General features: G+C 34.1%; 18 protein-coding genes and 1 pseudogene. 16 read left to right on the top strand and 3 right to left on the bottom strand.

Features of this window, described 5'->3' with window-relative positions; genetic code table 11:
- Nucleotides 1-37: 37 nt before the first annotated feature.
- From BG05_RS21665 to BG05_RS21610, 13 genes and pseudogenes are all read left to right on the top strand, one after another.
- Nucleotides 38-859, top strand: coding sequence for a peptidoglycan-N-acetylglucosamine deacetylase (locus BG05_RS21665; protein ID WP_002126936.1), 822 nt, complete (start codon nucleotides 38-40; stop codon nucleotides 857-859).
- Between the two features lie 14 nt (nucleotides 860-873).
- Nucleotides 874-1,530, top strand: coding sequence for a YkyA family protein (locus BG05_RS21660; protein WP_002086134.1), 657 nt, complete (start codon nucleotides 874-876; stop codon nucleotides 1,528-1,530).
- 207 nt (nucleotides 1,531-1,737) lie between these two features.
- Nucleotides 1,738-1,890, top strand: a pseudogene (locus BG05_RS31710) (MerR family transcriptional regulator); the annotation flags it as partial.
- A gap of 32 nt (nucleotides 1,891-1,922) precedes the next feature.
- The gene (locus BG05_RS21655; RefSeq protein WP_003188736.1) at nucleotides 1,923-3,080 is read left to right on the top strand and encodes an RNA-guided endonuclease InsQ/TnpB family protein; all 1,158 of its coding nucleotides are present in this window, start codon (nucleotides 1,923-1,925) and stop codon (nucleotides 3,078-3,080) included.
- Between the two features lie 157 nt (nucleotides 3,081-3,237).
- Nucleotides 3,238-3,918: an MgtC/SapB family protein gene (locus BG05_RS21650; RefSeq protein WP_002012374.1), complete on the top strand. Its 681-nt coding sequence runs from the start codon at nucleotides 3,238-3,240 to the stop codon at nucleotides 3,916-3,918.
- Nucleotides 3,919-3,995: 77 nt separating this feature from the next.
- Nucleotides 3,996-4,532 (top strand): GNAT family N-acetyltransferase, encoded by a 537-nt coding sequence (locus BG05_RS21645; RefSeq protein WP_002012376.1) that lies wholly within the window; start codon nucleotides 3,996-3,998, stop codon nucleotides 4,530-4,532.
- A gap of 250 nt (nucleotides 4,533-4,782) precedes the next feature.
- A complete protein-coding gene (locus BG05_RS21640) occupies nucleotides 4,783-6,591 on the top strand; it encodes an IucA/IucC family protein (RefSeq protein ID WP_002012377.1) in 1,809 nt (602 codons plus the stop codon).
- 67 nt (nucleotides 6,592-6,658) lie between these two features.
- On the top strand, nucleotides 6,659-8,500 hold the full coding sequence (locus tag BG05_RS21635; RefSeq protein ID WP_002012378.1) for an IucA/IucC family protein: 1,842 nt from the start codon (nucleotides 6,659-6,661) through the stop codon (nucleotides 8,498-8,500).
- Entirely contained in the window at nucleotides 8,487-9,725 is a 1,239-nt protein-coding gene (locus BG05_RS21630) for an AMP-binding protein (protein ID WP_002126944.1), read from the top strand. The genes BG05_RS21635 and BG05_RS21630 overlap by 14 nt, the downstream gene beginning before the upstream one ends.
- Nucleotides 9,722-9,997, top strand: a complete 276-nt coding sequence (gene asbD, locus BG05_RS21625; RefSeq protein WP_002064932.1) for a petrobactin biosynthesis protein AsbD — start codon at nucleotides 9,722-9,724, stop codon at nucleotides 9,995-9,997. Before BG05_RS21630 ends, asbD begins: the two co-directional genes overlap by 4 nt.
- 24 nt (nucleotides 9,998-10,021) lie before the next feature.
- Nucleotides 10,022-11,026: a DUF6005 family protein gene (locus BG05_RS21620; RefSeq protein ID WP_002126945.1), complete on the top strand. Its 1,005-nt coding sequence runs from the start codon at nucleotides 10,022-10,024 to the stop codon at nucleotides 11,024-11,026.
- Nucleotides 11,027-11,040: 14 nt separating this feature from the next.
- Complete coding sequence (locus tag BG05_RS21615; protein ID WP_002012383.1) at nucleotides 11,041-11,883, top strand: sugar phosphate isomerase/epimerase family protein; 843 nt, start codon at nucleotides 11,041-11,043, stop codon at nucleotides 11,881-11,883.
- A gap of 122 nt (nucleotides 11,884-12,005) precedes the next feature.
- Nucleotides 12,006-12,212, top strand: a complete 207-nt coding sequence (locus tag BG05_RS21610; protein WP_000113539.1) for an alpha/beta-type small acid-soluble spore protein — start codon at nucleotides 12,006-12,008, stop codon at nucleotides 12,210-12,212.
- 111 nt (nucleotides 12,213-12,323) lie between these two features.
- Here BG05_RS21610 and BG05_RS31865 read toward each other — a convergent pair whose 3' ends face one another.
- Entirely contained in the window at nucleotides 12,324-12,452 is a 129-nt protein-coding gene (locus tag BG05_RS31865; RefSeq protein ID WP_256508212.1) for a hypothetical protein, read from the bottom strand.
- On the opposite strand from BG05_RS31865, the gene BG05_RS21605 reads away from it, so the two are divergent.
- Nucleotides 12,451-13,680 (top strand): bacillibactin exporter BcbE, encoded by a 1,230-nt coding sequence (locus tag BG05_RS21605; RefSeq protein WP_016126788.1) that lies wholly within the window; start codon nucleotides 12,451-12,453, stop codon nucleotides 13,678-13,680. The genes BG05_RS31865 and BG05_RS21605 overlap by 2 nt on opposite strands.
- A 48-nt stretch (nucleotides 13,681-13,728) precedes the next feature.
- On the opposite strand, the gene BG05_RS21600 is transcribed toward BG05_RS21605, so the two are convergent.
- Nucleotides 13,729-14,346 carry a LysE/ArgO family amino acid transporter gene (locus tag BG05_RS21600; protein ID WP_002012386.1) on the bottom strand — a complete coding sequence of 206 codons (618 nt, stop codon included), beginning with the start codon at nucleotides 14,344-14,346 and terminating at the stop codon, nucleotides 13,729-13,731.
- A 122-nt stretch (nucleotides 14,347-14,468) separates the two neighbouring features.
- Between BG05_RS21600 and BG05_RS21595 the strand changes: the two genes are divergently transcribed.
- Entirely contained in the window at nucleotides 14,469-15,911 is a 1,443-nt protein-coding gene (locus BG05_RS21595; RefSeq protein ID WP_002126954.1) for an aminotransferase-like domain-containing protein, read from the top strand.
- Nucleotides 15,912-15,923: 12 nt separating this feature from the next.
- Complete coding sequence (locus BG05_RS30055; RefSeq protein WP_002012388.1) at nucleotides 15,924-16,091, top strand: DUF3933 family protein; 168 nt, start codon at nucleotides 15,924-15,926, stop codon at nucleotides 16,089-16,091.
- A 95-nt stretch (nucleotides 16,092-16,186) separates the two neighbouring features.
- Here BG05_RS30055 and BG05_RS21585 read toward each other — a convergent pair whose 3' ends face one another.
- Nucleotides 16,187-17,152 (bottom strand): patatin-like phospholipase family protein, encoded by a 966-nt coding sequence (locus BG05_RS21585; protein WP_002012390.1) that lies wholly within the window; start codon nucleotides 17,150-17,152, stop codon nucleotides 16,187-16,189.
- Between the last annotated feature and the right edge of the window lie 60 nt (nucleotides 17,153-17,212).

Here is a 17,212-nt window from a genome sequence, read left to right as displayed (position 1 = left end):
TTATATATAAGATTAATAGGGAGAGGAATTCGATAGAATGGAAAAGGCTTTTAAAATTAAACGAGTTGCAGTTGTTTCAGTAGCGATTGCAATAGTAGCTATTGGGTATTTCATGTTTCAATCTATTACTTCACCAGCAAAAGCTGTTGCTAAGCAAGAAAATATAGTGCAGCTTGCAAGTGAACAATCGAAAGTTGAAATGAATAAAACGGCGCCAAGTCGTTTTAACGGAATGGAAAGAAAAGTTGCTTATCTTACATTTGATGATGGGCCAGGAAAATATACGGCTGAATTATTAAATATGTTAAAACAGCATGATGCGAAGGCGACATTCTTTTTAATCGGAGCGAATGTAAAAGCGTTTCCTGATTTAGTAAAACGTCAAAATGCAGAGGGTCATTATGTTGGAATGCATAGTATGACACACAATTTTGCGAAGTTATATAAAAATGGCGAATATGTTAATGAAATGAAAGAAGATCAAAGCTTAATCGCAAATATTATTGGAAAATCACCTCAATTAACACGTCCACCATACGGGTCGAAGCCTGGTTTAAATGAAGGCCTTCGAAACAAAGTAGTAGAGGGTGGTCTTAAAGTATGGGACTGGACAATTGATTCTTTAGACTGGAAATACAATAAAGTACCAGTCGATGCAGCGGCAGCACAAATCGCTCAAAATGTATTAGCTGGTGCAACAAATCCTCAAGAAGTCATTTTAATGCATGATATTCATCCGCAATCAGTCGCAGCTGTGCCAGCAATATTAAAGGGTCTAAAAGAAAAGGGTTATGAGTTTGAAGCATATCATGAAGAGAATCACTTCCCCGTGAACCTCTGGCATGATAACCGTATGTAATGGAGGAATTGAAGTTGAAATATGGAAAAGTAGCAGTAGTTGGAGCATTATCAGTAGGATTATTATCAGGTTGTTTCGGTGAAAAGCCAGAAGAAAATTTATTTACGGCTTTTGAAGCAGCATCTACACAGGAAAAATCTTTAGCAGATGACACAAAAAAATTAGAGAAGTTAGAAAAGCAAGGACAAGAACTTTATTCTCAAATTTTACAAGAAGGTAAAGAGCATAATGAAGCAGTTTCAAAGAAAATAGAGCAAGCTACTGCAAATGTAGACGAGCGTGAAAAAGTATTGAAAAACGAGAAGGAACAGTTAGAAAAAGCGCAGAAAGAAACGACATCCGTTCAAAATAATATTGAAAAACTCGAAGATAAGAAATTACAAAAACAAGCAAAAACAGTAGAAGAATCGTATAAAAATCGTTATGATGCCTTCCAAAAGATGAATGAGAATTACACGAAGGCGTTAGCGACTGAAAAAGAACTGTATGAAAAATTAAAAGTAAAAGAAACGAAGTTAAAAGAAATTGGTGAAAAAGTTAAAACTGTTAATGAGTTAAATGTGGAAGCGCAAAAGGCGAAGGAACAATTTAATAAACATACAAAAGAGTATAATGATAATAAGTTAGCATTTTATAAAGATGCACAAATTAAAATTAAAGAACAAAAATAAAGAAAGATCTTAATTATAATAAAAAGCCGGGGAAACATTGTCAAAAATGTTTTTTCGGTTTTTTACTTTAAATGAATAGAAAAGACTGGAATTGATATCATAAAAGAGTTATAGTGAAATATTCGAAGGGAAATATTAGGAAGTAAGGAGATCAATACAGTTGTATAAAACATACGCAAATGCAGATAAATATGTTACATTCTACCTATGAAACAATATAAATCAAAAGAATTCGCTGAAATAATCAATGTGTCTGTAAGAACTTTACAGAGAAGGATAACGAGGGTGTATTGACTGCTTACCGAAACCCTAAAGGAAGAAGATTTTATACAGATAAACAGTATAAAGACTATATGGGGATTCAAGAAGAAAATACCGGAGGATAAAGATTTATGAAAAGAGCATATCTAATAGAAATCCATCCGACAAAAGAACAAATACCTCGAATAAATCAGACTATTGGTGTGTGCAGATATGTTTACAACCTGTATATCTCTAAAAATAAAGAGTTGTATGAAGCCGAAGGAAAGTTTTTAAGTGGGTATGACTTTTCAAAATGGTTGAACAATGTCTATACAAAAGAATGTGACCAGTGGATAAAAGAAGTATCAAGTAAAGCTGTAAAACAAGCGATTATGAACGGGGATAAAGCTTTTAAGCGATTTTTTAAGGGTTTATCTAAATTTCCACGATATAAGAAAAAGAAGAAGCAAGATGTGAAGTGCTATTTTCCTAAAAACAACAAAACAGATTGGACAGTAGAAAGGCATAGAGTAAAAATCCCCACAATTGGTTGGGTAAGGTTAAAAGAATATGGGTATATTCCCAAAAATGCGATTGTAAAAAGTGGAACGATAGGTAAAAGAGCAGGAAGATATTTTGTATCCGTGCTTTGCGAATTGGAAGAAACAGAAACGAAGCCAACTTTCAACCAAACAGGTTTAGGTATTGATTTAGGGGTGAAGGATTTCGCTATACGTAGCGACGGTATCGTTCATGAAAACATCAACAAAACAATAAGAGTAAAAAAGATAGAAAAACGGTTAAGACGTGAGCAACGTTTTTTATCGCGTAAATTTGAAAATATAAAAAAGAGAGGTGAAAAATCTGTTACTAACAAAAGAGCGAATATAGATAAAAATATTCTTAGAGTGCAAAAACTACATGCCAGGTTAACAAATATTCGATTAGCGTATGTAAAGTCTATTGTAAATGATGTGGTGAAAACCAAGCCAACATTTATTACAGTAGAAGATTTGAATGTGAAAGGTATGATGAAGAACAAACATCTATCTAAAGCAGTTGCGAAGCAATGCTTTTATACATTTCAAACATGGTTATTGGCGAAATGTGAGGAATATGGAATTGAACTACGTCAAGTAGACAGGCTCTATCCCTCGTCGAAGTTATGCTCATGTTGTGGTCAAAAGAAAGTAGACTTAAAACTATCCGAACGAGTATATGAATGTGACTGTGGAAATGTAATAGGTAGAGATTTGAACGCGTCAATCAACCTTTTACAAGCAAAAAAATATACAATACTAACGTAAATAGATTGTATATATGTACGGTGGGCTACATCGGAATTTATGCCTGTGGAGTGTTACAGCAAACTGTAGTAGCGAGTTAGTGGCGAGACAGGACACGCAGAAGCAGGAATACTCTAAGAATGTACATTTGTCTATATTCTTAGTAGCAGAAGGAATTATGTCATATGAATTTTTATTCAAATTAGGTTTAGCACTCTTTTTAGGATTATTCATCGGAATAGATAGGCAGCTAAAGAATAAACCGCTTGGTGTGAAAACAAGTATGGTTATTTCCGTAGCGAGTTGTTTAATTACAATGGTTTCAATTGAATCAGTGAATGTTTATTCTGTACCGGGTCATACAAACATGGATCCAATGCGTCTCGCCGCTCAAATTGTTAGTGGGATTGGTTTTCTTGGAGCAGGGGTAATTTTACGAAGAAATAATGACGTTATTTCAGGATTAACGACAGCTTCTATGGTATGGGCCGCTTCAGCACTAGGTATTGCGATTGGTGCAGGGTTTTATATACAAGCGACGGTTGCTATGATTTTAATTATATTAGCGATTAACGTACTTCCGCAAATTGTGAAAATTGCAGGCCCTTATTCATTAAGACAAAAGGACTTATCCATAAAAATTACCGTAAACAAACATCGAGAGTTAGACGGGATTTTTAAGCAAATTAAAAATTTAAATATGCAAGTAAAACGAGTGAAAATTAAAGATATTGATAATGGGGCATCTCAGCAATTGGAAATGGTCATTTTAGCTCCAGAAGATTTATATACAACTGAATTATATAGTTCTTTAAAAGAAATCGATCATGTTGTTTCAGTAGAAGTTGAAAGTAGATAAAAAGAGTGATGAAAATTCACTCTTTTTTTAATGCATACAAAACATTTTGCTATAATTATTTTCTAAGGGGGATAAGTATGGTGGAGATACATATTAGAAGGGCAATAAAAGATGATATTTCGGCAATTGCAAAAGTGCATGTGGATAGTTGGAAAACAACGTATAAGGGGATATTCTCTAATGAAATTTTAGACAATATAACGTATGACCAACGAGAAAAGCTATGGGAAAGTATATTTCAAAAAGAAGACGGGCATCAATTTAGGTTTGTAGCAGAAACGTTAAATGGTAAAATAATTGGATTTATCGATGGGGGAGTTGAAAGAACAGGTACATATAATTGTGATGGGGAATTATATGCAATATACATTTTACAAGAGTATCAAGGAATGAAGATAGGACAAAGATTATTTCAAGCTTTACTATTTGATTGTAAAAAAGATAATATGGAATCTCTTTTAGTTTGGGTAGTTTCTAATAATCCTTCTAAAAAGTTTTATGAAAAATATAATCCGGAAAAAATTGACACGAAACTTTTAGAAAGACTAAATGTAGAAGAAATAGCATATGCTTGGCGAGATATGGATTGTTTATACAAATCACTATTAATTTAGAATGCGATAATATTATTATGTAAACTTAATCTACAAGAATGAAAAAATACATCAATAATTATATTGGTGTATTTTTTTGTTGACGGATTAAATGTTTTGAAAAGGTAAAAAGTTTAGTTAGATAAAAAAATTCTGAAATATATCTTGAAATGATTATCATTATCAATTAAAATCATAGTTGATAATAAAATTCAACTGTCAGAAGTTTCACGAAAAAATGATAGTGTTCGTCTAAAAGAGGAGGAGCAGTATGCAGCATGCGAAACAAATCGCGGAACATGCAACAATACAAAGCTTTTTAAATTGTTATTTAAGAGAAACAGGAAGTGGAGAATGGATTACGGAGGATAAAAGGATAGAAAATATTTTCTGCCATTCATTTCAAAGAGACGCTATCCCCACTTATTTATGCTGTCGGTTATCGGCACAAAACGTTACTTTGTATGGGGAAGTTATATATAAATCGTCAACGGACCGTCATCTATTTGGAGAACAATTTTATTACCAAATTGGCGAAAATAAAAATGTTATTAAAGCAGATTATATTACGGTTATTATGTTTTTAATAAAGGAAATGTCTATTAACTATGGAGAAGGTACGAATCCTGATGAACTTATGCTTCGAGTTATCTGTAGTTGTCAAAATATTGAGAAGTTTATACAAGGAAGGGAGCAGGATACAGCTGAATTATATGGTTTCCATACGACTTTTATAGAGGCGGAGCAATCTTTATTATTTGGACATTTAACTCATCCTACACCAAAGAGTAGACAAGGTATATTGGATTGGAAAAGTTCAATGTATTCTCCTGAATTAAAAGGGGAGTGCCAACTTCACTATTTTAGGGCACATAAAAGTATAGTAAGTGAAAAGTCATTGTTACAAGATTCTACAACGGCGATGATAAAAAAGGAATTAAAGAACGATGAAAAGGTAGGTCAAGAATTTATTGAAGAGTACTGTCAAGAAGATGAATATTCATTAATTCCAATCCATCCGCTACAAGCAGAATGGTTATTACATCAATCTTATGTGCAAAATTGGATGAATCAAGGTGTACTTGAATATATCGGTCCAGTAGGTAAGTGTTATATGGCGACATCATCACTTAGAACGCTATATCATCCTCATTCGAAGTATATGTTCAAGTTTTCATTCCCTGTAAAGGTCACGAATTCAATGCGTATTAATAAATTGAAGGAACTTGAGAGTGGACTTGAAGGTAAGGAAATATTGAATACTAAAATTGGAGAGGTGCTAGAAAAGTTTCCAGGATTTGATTTTATATGTGATCCGGCCTTTATTACTTTAAAATACGGGGCACAAGAGTCTGGATTTGAAGTGATTATTCGAGAAAACACATTTTATAGTGAAAATGAAAATGATGCAACGCTTATCGCTGGATTAGTACAAGATGCAATTCCGGGTGAAAGAACTCGTTTAGCAAATATTATCCATCGCTTAGCGGATTTAGAAGGTAGAAGCTGTGAAGAAGTAAGTTTAGAGTGGTTTAGACGATATATGAATATCTCTTTAAAGCCGATGGTATGGATGTATTTACGTTATGGCGTTGCATTAGAAGCGCATCAACAAAATAGTGTTGTTCAATTGAAAGATGGTTATCCAGTTAAGTTTTACTTCCGTGATAATCAAGGTTTTTATTTCTGCAATTCAATGAAGTCAGTGCTAGATAATGAACTAGCGGGTATTGGCGAACGTACTGGGAATTTATATGACGATTACATTGTAGATGAAAGATTTCGTTACTATTTAATTTTTAATCATATGTTTGGACTAATTAACGGTTTTGGTACAGCAGGATTAATAAAGGAGGAAATTCTTCTTTCGGAATTAAGGTCTGTACTTGAAGCGTTCCTTCCATATAACCGCGAACCTTCTACATTTTTAAGTGAATTGTTGGAAGAAAATAAATTGGCATGTAAAGCAAATTTGCTAACGAGATTTTTCGATGTTGATGAACTGACAAATCCTTTAGAGCAAGCAATTTATGTACAAGTAGATAATCCACTCGTTAGAGAAGTGGCTGTTCGTTCATAAGTAGTGCTAAAATTTCACGTAATACAAATAATGGAATTTTATATTCCGTATTATAGCGGAGGGATTTATGAAAGAAGAAGTTTATCACATGAAAATATTGAAGGCACTCCAATCAAAAGAGTACATTTCAGTAAGAAGAAGAGTATTCCGGCAATTAGTAGAATCGTTAATTTATGAAGAAATCATTACGCCGATTCGTATACAAAAGGGAGAGCAAATACTTTTTATTATACAAGGTCTTGATGAAAAGGATCAAAATGTAATGTACCAATGCTATGGGCAAGAACGTATGACATTTGGGCGTATTTGTTTACATGACTCATTAATAATGAGAGTTCAAGATGAGGAAGAAGAAATACAATCAGTTTCACAATTTTTACAGGAGATTTTTCGGATTGTTCAAGTGGATCGAACGAAATTGGATTCTTTTATTCAAGAATTAGAACAAACAATCTTCAAAGATACGATTGCACAATATGAGAGAAGTTGTGAAGAAGACTATCTTGCGAAATCTTATGATGAGCTTGAAAGTCATTTAATAGATGGACACCCGTATCATCCTAGTTATAAAGCACGCATCGGGTTTCAATATCGTGATAATTTTCAATATGGATTTGAATTTATGCAATCAATGAAAATTATATGGATTGCAGTTCATGAGAAATATACGACTGTAGGATATGAAAGTGAAGAGAGTTATAACTGTACCTTTAAAGAAGAAATTGGTGAAAAGAAAATCGAAGAGTATATGGATCGTATTCGAACAATGGACTGTGATTCGAAGAAGTACATGTTTATACCTGTTCATCCTTGGCAGTGGGAGAACTTTATTATTCCGAATTATACTGACCATATACAGGATAAATATATTATTTATTTAGGGAAATCAGAAGATGATTATTGCGCGCAGCAGTCGATGCGGACATTAAGAAATGTTACGAATCGAGAGAAACCATATGTAAAGTTATCAATGAATTTACTCAATACTTCAACTATCCGTACATTAAAACCACATTCGGTTGTGAGTGCACCTGCTATATCGAATTGGTTAAAAGATATAGTAAATCATGACCCTTATTTAAGGGATGAATCGCGTTTAATTTTGTTAAATGAATTTTCGAGTGTTACGTACGATGCGAATAAAAAAGCTACGTATGGCTCATTAGGATGTATTTGGCGCGAAAGCGTTCACAAATATTTAGATAAGAAAGAAGAGGCAATCCCATTTAACGGTTTATATGCCAAGGGAAAAAATGGGACACCAACTATTGATTTGTGGTTAAAGAGATATGGAGTAGAAAGCTGGTTACAATTGCTTATTCAAAAAGCAATTATCCCAGTTGTACACCTCGTTGTAGAGCATGGAGTCGCATTAGAATCACATGGGCAAAACATGATTTTAGTTCATGAAGAGGGAATACCAGTCCGTATTGCACTAAAAGATTTTCATGAAGGACTGGAGTTTTATCGTCCATTTTTGAAAGAACTCGAAAAATGTCCTGACTTTACTAAAATGCATAAAACATATGCGAATGGTCAAATGAATGATTTCTTTGAAATGGACCGTATTGAATGTTTACAAGAAATGGTTTTAGATGCGCTTTTCCTATTCAATCTAGGTGAACTAGCTTTCGTACTGGCAGATGAGTATCAGTTGAAAGAGGAACAATTTTGGATCATTCTTGTTGAAGAAATAGAAGATCATTTTGAAAGATTTTCGCATTTGAAAGAACGTTTTGAAGCATTACAATTATATGCACCTACATTTCATGCAGAGCAATTAACGAAGCGTCGTTTATATATGGATGTGGAATCGCTTGTTCATGAAGTTCCAAATCCATTGTATAGAGCAAAGCAACTTACAATACAAAAATCAGTTGTTACAGGGGGAAATCATGCTAATCGTTAATAAACAAGAATTTAGCAAATATGATTTTGAATTGAGATTACAAGGTTACGAGAGAGTGGAACAATTTCAAGAAGCAGAAGGAAATAGATTTGCACTTTGTCTGAAAGATCCATTCGATATTATTACGCTTGTGTTTTTCCTAAAAGAAAAAAGAGCATCTGTACTACTTATTCATGAAGATACGCCAAAGGATACAGCTATTGAAATGGCAAAGCGCGCAAAGTGTACTGCACTTTTATACGGAGAAAGTAACGACTTTACAAAATTAGAAGTTCCAAATCTATTACAAGAAGAATCGTCTTTATTGCAGTATAGTTCAGGTACAACAGGAGAGCCAAAACTGATTCGTAGAGCATGGACGGAAATTGAAACAGAAATTGCTGCTTACAATGAAGCTTTAAAATGTGAAGAAGACGAAGTGCCAATTGTAATGGCTCCAGTTTCACATTCATACGGATTAATTTGTGGCACGTTATCAGCAATTACGAGAGGTAGTAAGCCTATAATCATTACAAATAAAAACCCTAAATTCGCGTTAAATATAGTTCGTAATACCGAAAAACATATCATATACGCAGTGCCACTTATGTTACATATTATGGGGAGTTTTCCACAAGGGACTTTTCAGTTTCATAAAATTATGACATCAGGATCACCTTTGCCAGAAACACTATTTTATAAGTTAAAGGGCATGACGAAATACATGATGCAGCAGTACGGCTGTTCTGAAGCTGGTTGCATTAGTATATGTCATGCTATGGAAACACATTTGGATTTAGGAAAACCACTTCCTCATGTAAGTATTAACATAGGTTCAAATGAAGATGAACCTGAAGAAATCGTAGTGAAAATTGCTGAAAAGGAGATTTATACAAAAGATTTAGGTTATAGATCTGAGCAAGGCATTCATTTCATGGGGCGAATAGATGATGTTATTAATGTGTCCGGTCTAAAGGTATTTCCTATAGAAGTGGAAGAAACGATGCTTCGATTAGAAGGTATTCAGGAGGCGATTGTATACCGGGGCAAGCATCCTGTGATGGGAGAAATAGTAAAAGCGAAAGTAGTCTCTCGTATTGAACCAGTACAAATACGAGAATGGTGCATACAGCATCTACCGTCTTATAAAGTGCCACATGAAATTGAAAATGTAGCAGAGATTCCGAAAAATAAAACAGGGAAAGTAAGTCGGAAGTTATTAGAGATGGGAGAGATAACAACATGAGTCGTGAAATGTTAAAAGAAGCAGTTTTAAGTATTATGAGAGAAAAAATGGAACTGAAAAATGTAACGCATTTAGAAGAAACGATGCGTTTAAATCAAGATTTATATATAGATTCGGTAATGATGTTACAGCTTATAGTATACATAGAAATGGATTTAAAGCTATGCGTTCCAGAGGATGAGATAGACCCAAAGGCGTTTCTTACTGTAGGATCTTTGCTTGACTTTATGGAAGAGTTACAGCCGTTACACGAAATAAATGTGAATAACTAACCTTTTAGGAAAGTGGATGAGAGTATGACTTCAATTAAAGTTCACTGTTTAGTGAGTTGTTTTTGTGAAATTATAAAAAGGCGTAGCGATATAGATTTCCGTCCATTTTATTTCGGATTATGGGATGGAGATTTTGATATAACAGAAGGCGGGATTATTTCTTATCATTCCGAAAACATTAATCATGATAACTACTTACTTTGGTATGAAAAATTGTATGGCATTAAAGTGAACGAATGGTACGATCATTCAAAAGATAAAAGTAGCAATGTAGAAACATTTTTAGAATTAGTAGAAAATAAGCCAGAAAATCGTTACGTAATTGTAATGGTTGATATGTCTTTATTGCCTGAGAGAGAAAATAAGTTTCATCAAAAACCGTTTCCGCATTACTTAATGATATCGAAGACAGAGAAAGAAGATGAATGGTTCATGCTTGATCCTGATTTTCGCTGGGAAGGGAATATGGAAAGAGAAAAAGTGCTCCATTCTGTTAAAGACAACCCATTTGGTGGAGGCTATTTCATTGATATAGAAGGGATTCAGGAGCCAACACAAGAGATGGTAGAAAGTTATTTCATGGAAACATTCAAAAAAGATGATAATGAACTAACAATGGAATTAAAAAAATTAATAATAAAAATGGTAAATGAAGAGGATGGGTATTCACTTTCCGGGCTCGTAACGGCAGTAAAGCAAATACCCGTATTGGCAATACGTAAATATAGCTATGAACATGCCTTTGCATACTTCCGTGAAACTTTACAATATTCGGAGCAAGAATTTGATTATTGGTGTGATCGAGTGGAAGACATTGTACAAGGATTTACAAATGTACAGTACCGTGCTATTAAAATGGCAATGACAAATAATAAAGATATGTTATTACCAATTGTTGAGAAACTTGATGAAATGAATACAATTGAACTGCAAATTAAGGATGAACTAGAGAAACAGTTTCTGTTATGGAAAGAAATGATAACAAATCAGTCTTTCTTAACTAATACAAGTTCATTGAATTTAAGATAAGGGAGTTCAAACCAATGAAATATTCGCTATGTACAATTTCATTTCGCCATCAACTAATTTCATTTACTGATATTGTTCAATTTGCATACGAAAACGGTTTTGAAGGAATTGAGTTGTGGGGGACCCATGCACAAAATTTATATATGCAAGAGCGTGAAACGACAGAACGAGAAATAGATTATTTAAAGGATAAAAATTTAGAAGTTACGATGATAAGTGATTACTTGGACATATCATTATTAGCGGATTTTCAAAAAACGATGGAAAAATGTGAACAGCTGGTAACACTAGCTAATTGGTTTAATACAAATAAAATTCGTACGTTTGCCGGGCAAAAAGGTAGTGAGGATTTCTCGGAACAAGAGAGAAAAGAGTATGTGGAGCGAATTCGCATGATTTGTGATCTATTTGCTCCGCATAATATGTATATACTATTAGAAACACATCCAAATACGTTAACGGATACTTTGCCGTCTACTTTGAAATTGTTAGAAGAAGTAAATCATCCATATTTAAAAATAAACCTTGATTTTCTTCATATATGGGAGTCTGGTGCAGACACTGTAGATAGTTTTCATCGATTAAAGCCGTGGATACAACATTACCATTTTAAGAATATATCATCAGCGGAGTATTTACACGTGTTTGAACCAAATAATGTATATGCCGCTGCTGGAAGTCGTATAGGAATGGTTCCATTATTTGAAGGTATTGTAAACTATGATGAAATCATCCGGGAAGTGAGAGATACTGATCATTTTGCTTCGCTTGAATGGTTTGGGCATAATGCGAAAGATATATTGAAAGAAGAAATGAAAGCATTAACGAATAGAAAATTAGAAGTAGTAAGTTCATAAGGTGAAATGATGAAAGAGTCTCGTTTAGGAGACTCTTTTTTTATTTTATCAATAACCAAAAATTACCATGTATTTAATTTCGGATTTGATACAGTTTAATATATATAAGGAGGTGATCGGTAATGGCTAGAAATCGTAACGCTAATCAATTAGCATCACATGGAGCACAAGCAGCTCTAGATCAAATGAAATATGAAATTGCACAAGAGTTTGGTGTACAGCTTGGAGCTGATACTTCTTCACGTGCAAACGGTTCTGTAGGCGGTGAAATTACAAAACGCCTTGTAGCAATGGCAGAACAACAGCTTGGTGGCGGATATACTCGCTAAATGTAGAAGGTTATAGGAGAAAGGAAGGATTCTTCCTTTCTTTTTTATTTTCAATTAATTGGTATGGATATATTGTGAACAGGATTCAAAGAATAGGAGTAATGCTATATTTTATCCAATTTCTTTTGTTGTAAATGGAAAGTAGTAAAGATGAAATAGCCCTGGTGGAATGTAAACATAATTTCCAGCAGGGCTATTATATGGTAAGAAATATATGATGAAAGGTTCCGAAATCAACATGTTAAAAAAAGAAAACTGTTGTTTAATTGCACTTGCATCAGTTCCACTTGTTATGACGCTAGGTAATTCAATGCTTATTCCAATCCTGCCAACCATTGAAAAGAAATTACATATTTCATCTTTCCAAGTATCCATGATAATTACAATTTATTCTATCATTGCAATTATACTTATACCGATTGCTGGTTATTTATCAGATAGATGGGGACGAAAGATGGTAATGGTTCCAAGTTTATTAATTGCAGCTATTGGAGGAGCGATAACGGGATGGGTATCATGGAAAGTTGATAACCCTTATGTTTGGATTCTTATCGGAAGAGCAATTCAAGGGATAGGTGCTGCTGGTGCTATGCCAGTTGTCATACCATGTGTCGGTGATTTATACAAAGATGAAAAACAGGTTAGTGCAGGTTTAGGAATCATTGAGACGTCAAATACATTTGGAAAAGTATTGAGTCCCATATTAGGATCAGCTCTTGCAGCTATTGTATGGTTCTTACCATTTTGGGCGATTCCAGTTTTATGTGTAATATCGATTGTTTTACTACTGGTACTAGTAAAGGCGAAGAAACAAGAAGAAGAAGTCCCACCACTTAAAGAATTTATTCAATCTATTATCTCTACGTTTCGAGAAAAGGGAAGATGGTTAATTGCCATTTTTATACTAGGTGCAATTATTATGCTTATTTTATTCGGAATACTTTTTTATCTGTCAACTATACTGGAGTCGAAGTACGATATTCATGGTATATGGAAAGGGTGTGTACTCGCTATTCCTTTACTTGTACTATCACTTAGCTCATATATGGCTGGTAAAAAAATTGGAGATAAACAAGATATTATGAAAAAGTGTATCTATATTGGATTTTTACTGGCTGCTGCATCTGTCTTCTTACCTTTATTTCTAAAAGGAATCTATTTGCTACTTCTTTGTCTCGTTATTATGGGGGGAGGAATTGGTATGGCGTTACCATGTCTAGATGCTCTTATTACACAAGGGATTGAAAAAGAGCAGAGGGGGACAGTTACGTCATTTTATAGTTCAATGCGATTTATCGGTGTAGCAGCTGGACCACCCCTGTATTCTTTTTTTATGAAAGGGGCAGACCATGAAGTGTTTTATTTAACAAGCATCTTCGCTGTTATTGGTGCTGTCATAGCGATAATTTGGATTAAGCCGGCAAAAGATGAAATGGAAATAAAGCAGAAGCCTGAACCGACTGCATAATTTGAAAGAGGATTGCATGATGTGTAATTAGCATGCAATCTTCTTAATTTAGTTAGGGCAAATAACTTGTTTTAACATATAAAGTGCGACTCCCCATATGATTAGCCCTGAAAATTTATTTAATATTGTGATCGTTTTCCCTGTTGAGTCTAATCCTTTTAGAAATTTCCCGGCAAAAGCTAAGCTAATAAACCAAATCCAAGAAACTATAATTGTTGCAAAAGTGAAAGCCCATTTCTCACTTCCTATGTACTGTATAGAGTTTGTTCCGATTACACCAATTGTGTCTAAAATTGCGTGTGGATTTAGTAATGAAACTGATGCGGCGAAAATAATTTGATTTTTTAAAGGCATGCTTTTTTCTTGTTTTACATCATTTGAAGAATCGCTTCTCCAAATAACCCAGCCCATATACATAAGAAAGAAAAATCCAATCATATACAAGGTGGTTGTTAACCAAGAGAAAGTTAAGAGGACAAGGGAGACACCTTGTACAGCAATTAATATTAATAATGTATCACATATAGATGCAGTCAAGACTACAGGAGCAGCTCGCCAAATATTTGGTTGACTAGCGCCTTGGTTAAAGACGAAAACATTTTGGACACCTAATGGAATGATAAGACCAAATGCAAGGATGATACCGTGAATAATTGCTTCACTCATCAGATTACCTCCTACTTAATTTGATTAATTATGATAGTCTATATTGTATAGAAGAAATGAAAATTTGTATCCATCCATTTGGTTGGATAGGTTACCAACCATAAAATATGTGAGGTGATATAATGGAAAGGCTCGTTTGGAAACCTAATATGTCTTCATCTATTCCGTTGTATAAACAAATAGAATCTTATATAAAAGAGAGAATTGTTAATGGGGAATGGACAATTGGAACTAAATTACCTTCACAAAGAGCTTTGGCGCATGCGTTTGAAGTGAACCGAAGTACAATTGTAATGGCTTTCGATGAGTTAATAGCAAAAGGGTATATTGAGGGGAATGGACGGAAGGGAACAATTGTTATAAAAAATAGTGAGAATACTTCAACATATGCCCCGCCTCCAAACTGGCAGTCTTACGTAGAAACAGGACTTCATTATCCGAATCTTCCTGCTGTACAAGAGATTAATCAAGCTGAATTTACTCCCAATGTAATTCGATTAGGAACAGGTGAACTTTCACCGAGTCTCTTGCCTGAGAAAAAGATGAAGGGTATTATTAATAAAATTTTACAATCAAATGTTCCACTTGGGTATGAGGAACCGAAAGGGAATCTCCATTTAAGAGAAAAAATTGCGGAATATTTAAAAGGGCATGGGGTATATGTATCTCCTGACTCTATTTTAATTGTTTCAGGGGCAATTCAAGCATTGCAGCTTATTTCTATGGGGCTTCTTCCGAAAGGAGCGTCAATTTTATTAGAAAAACCATCATATTTATATTCGCTTAATGTATTTCAATCAGCAGGAATGCGCTTGATTGGAATACCAATGAATGAGAATGGTATAAATACTTCATACATTACAAGATATAAGAAACAATTTAACGCATCTATTTTATATACAATCCCATCTTTTCATAATCCGACCAATTTTAGTATGAACGCTAAGAAGAGGGAAGAAGTGATGGAGATATGTAATGAAATTGGATTACCTATTATTGAGGACGCGGTATATCAAGATTTATGGTTCGATGCACCAGTTTCAAAACCTTTAAAGGCATATGATAAAAATGGGATCGTGCTACATATTGGAAGTATGTCCAAAGTCATTAGTCCTGGTTTAAGAATTGGGTGGGTTGTTGGATCAGAATCCGTTATTCAAAGATTAGCAGATATAAAAATGCAAACTGATTATGGTTCAAGTTCTATATCCCAGCAGATTGCAGCGGAGTGGTTCGAAAATGGATTGTATGATGAACATTTACAGTTTGTAAGAAGTGAATTGAAAAAACGTAGAGATTTTATGATAAGTATGTTAGAAAAGTATTGTAGTGGCATTGCAACTTGGCATGAGCCAGTAGGAAGCTTTTACATTTGGCTACATATAAATCTACCAATCTCGAATCGTAGTTTATTTGACAAAGCTTTACAAGAAAAGATTTTATTAAACCCAGGCACTTTGTATGATAGAAGTGCTAACCAATTTTTACGTCTTTCTTATTCCTATGCAACTGTAGAAGAAATTGAAGTTGGAATAAAAAAGATTGCGCAATTAATTAAAGGGTAAAAGGAGAAAAACATGAAACAATATGTGATTTGCCAAATTATCGATGGGGATAAATATTTAGCTGCTTATGCAGAGACAAAACAGGATGCAGTTGAAAAAGCAGAACTGTTAGGATTAAGAACCGGAAACCGTTACATAGTAATTACCGCGGAAGAAGCAGAAGGGTTAACTTATCCTTAAATAATGGGAGAGTACATAAGAAGTAAATAAGCCTAATAATGTACTATATTATTAGGCTTATTTACTATTAAAGTGTGACAGGGAAAATAATATAATTATGAGTCAAGTTGACGGAAATACCGATTTGTTTTTCGATTCTGATTTCCGTCTCTATACTCATCAACATATTGCCTGAAGTTCCAGGATTGTAAAAACTTATTAGCTGCATTATAACCAGAGTTATAGAGCCATTCTTTCTCTTCTTTAGTTAGTTGAAAATTAGTACTGGTAATGGTTCCTGTTGGAATTGTAATAGTTCTAGCCTTTGATTCTTTATCTAAATGACGTAAATCATGAGCTTGCATCATCGTTTTAAATAGTCCTTTGAACATGGAAATAGGTTCGTCATAGTGGGCGGGATCAGCTTGAATCTCATCTTTTATAAAATGAAATCCAAAGGTAGGCCAGCGAGGAGAAGTCGGTGAATCAAAAATCCAAATTGGGTAATTACTTAAAATCCCGCCATCAACCATATAACAAGGCTGCTTCCATTTTGGTGTTCTCCATTTTACTGGCTCAAAGAAGAAGGGGATTGTACTACTCATTCTTACAGCTTTAGCAATAGAGAAGCGATAATTTAAAAATCCATAGTTCGGTAAATCATCGGGGAAGACAACCATTTTACCGTTGCTTATATCAGAAGCTATAATTTTGAGTTTGTTTAAATCAGGTAGATCTGTAAATAAGTGAACGCCCTTTTTTCGCAGTAATTCTTCAAGCCATTCTTCTATAAATACATTGGAATAAATACCTAGAGTAGACCATGCACTTATTCCTTTACCGATAAACGGGATTCTATCAAGAAAAGTTTTCTTCATAAATTTATTATAATCAATGTCGGTTATTATTGTTTTTAATTCGGAACAAGAATATCCAGCTGCTAAAAGCGCTGCGATAATTGAACCAGCTGATGTTCCAGCTACGCGCTCCCATTCATATCCTTTTTCGGCTAACGCGCAAATTGCCCCCACATGCGCAATTCCGCGTACACCGCCTCCTTCAAAAACACCATCAATTTTCATTGAACATACTTCCTTTCTAAAAAATGAAAATGGAAAAAAGCACGTATTGTACGTGCTTTT

This window comes from Bacillus mycoides, assembly GCF_000832605.1.
Classification (GTDB): Bacteria; Bacillota; Bacilli; order Bacillales; family Bacillaceae_G; genus Bacillus_A; species Bacillus_A mycoides.
The sequence above is the reverse complement of the archived record's forward strand: the minus strand, read 5'-3'. Positions and strand labels throughout refer to the sequence as shown.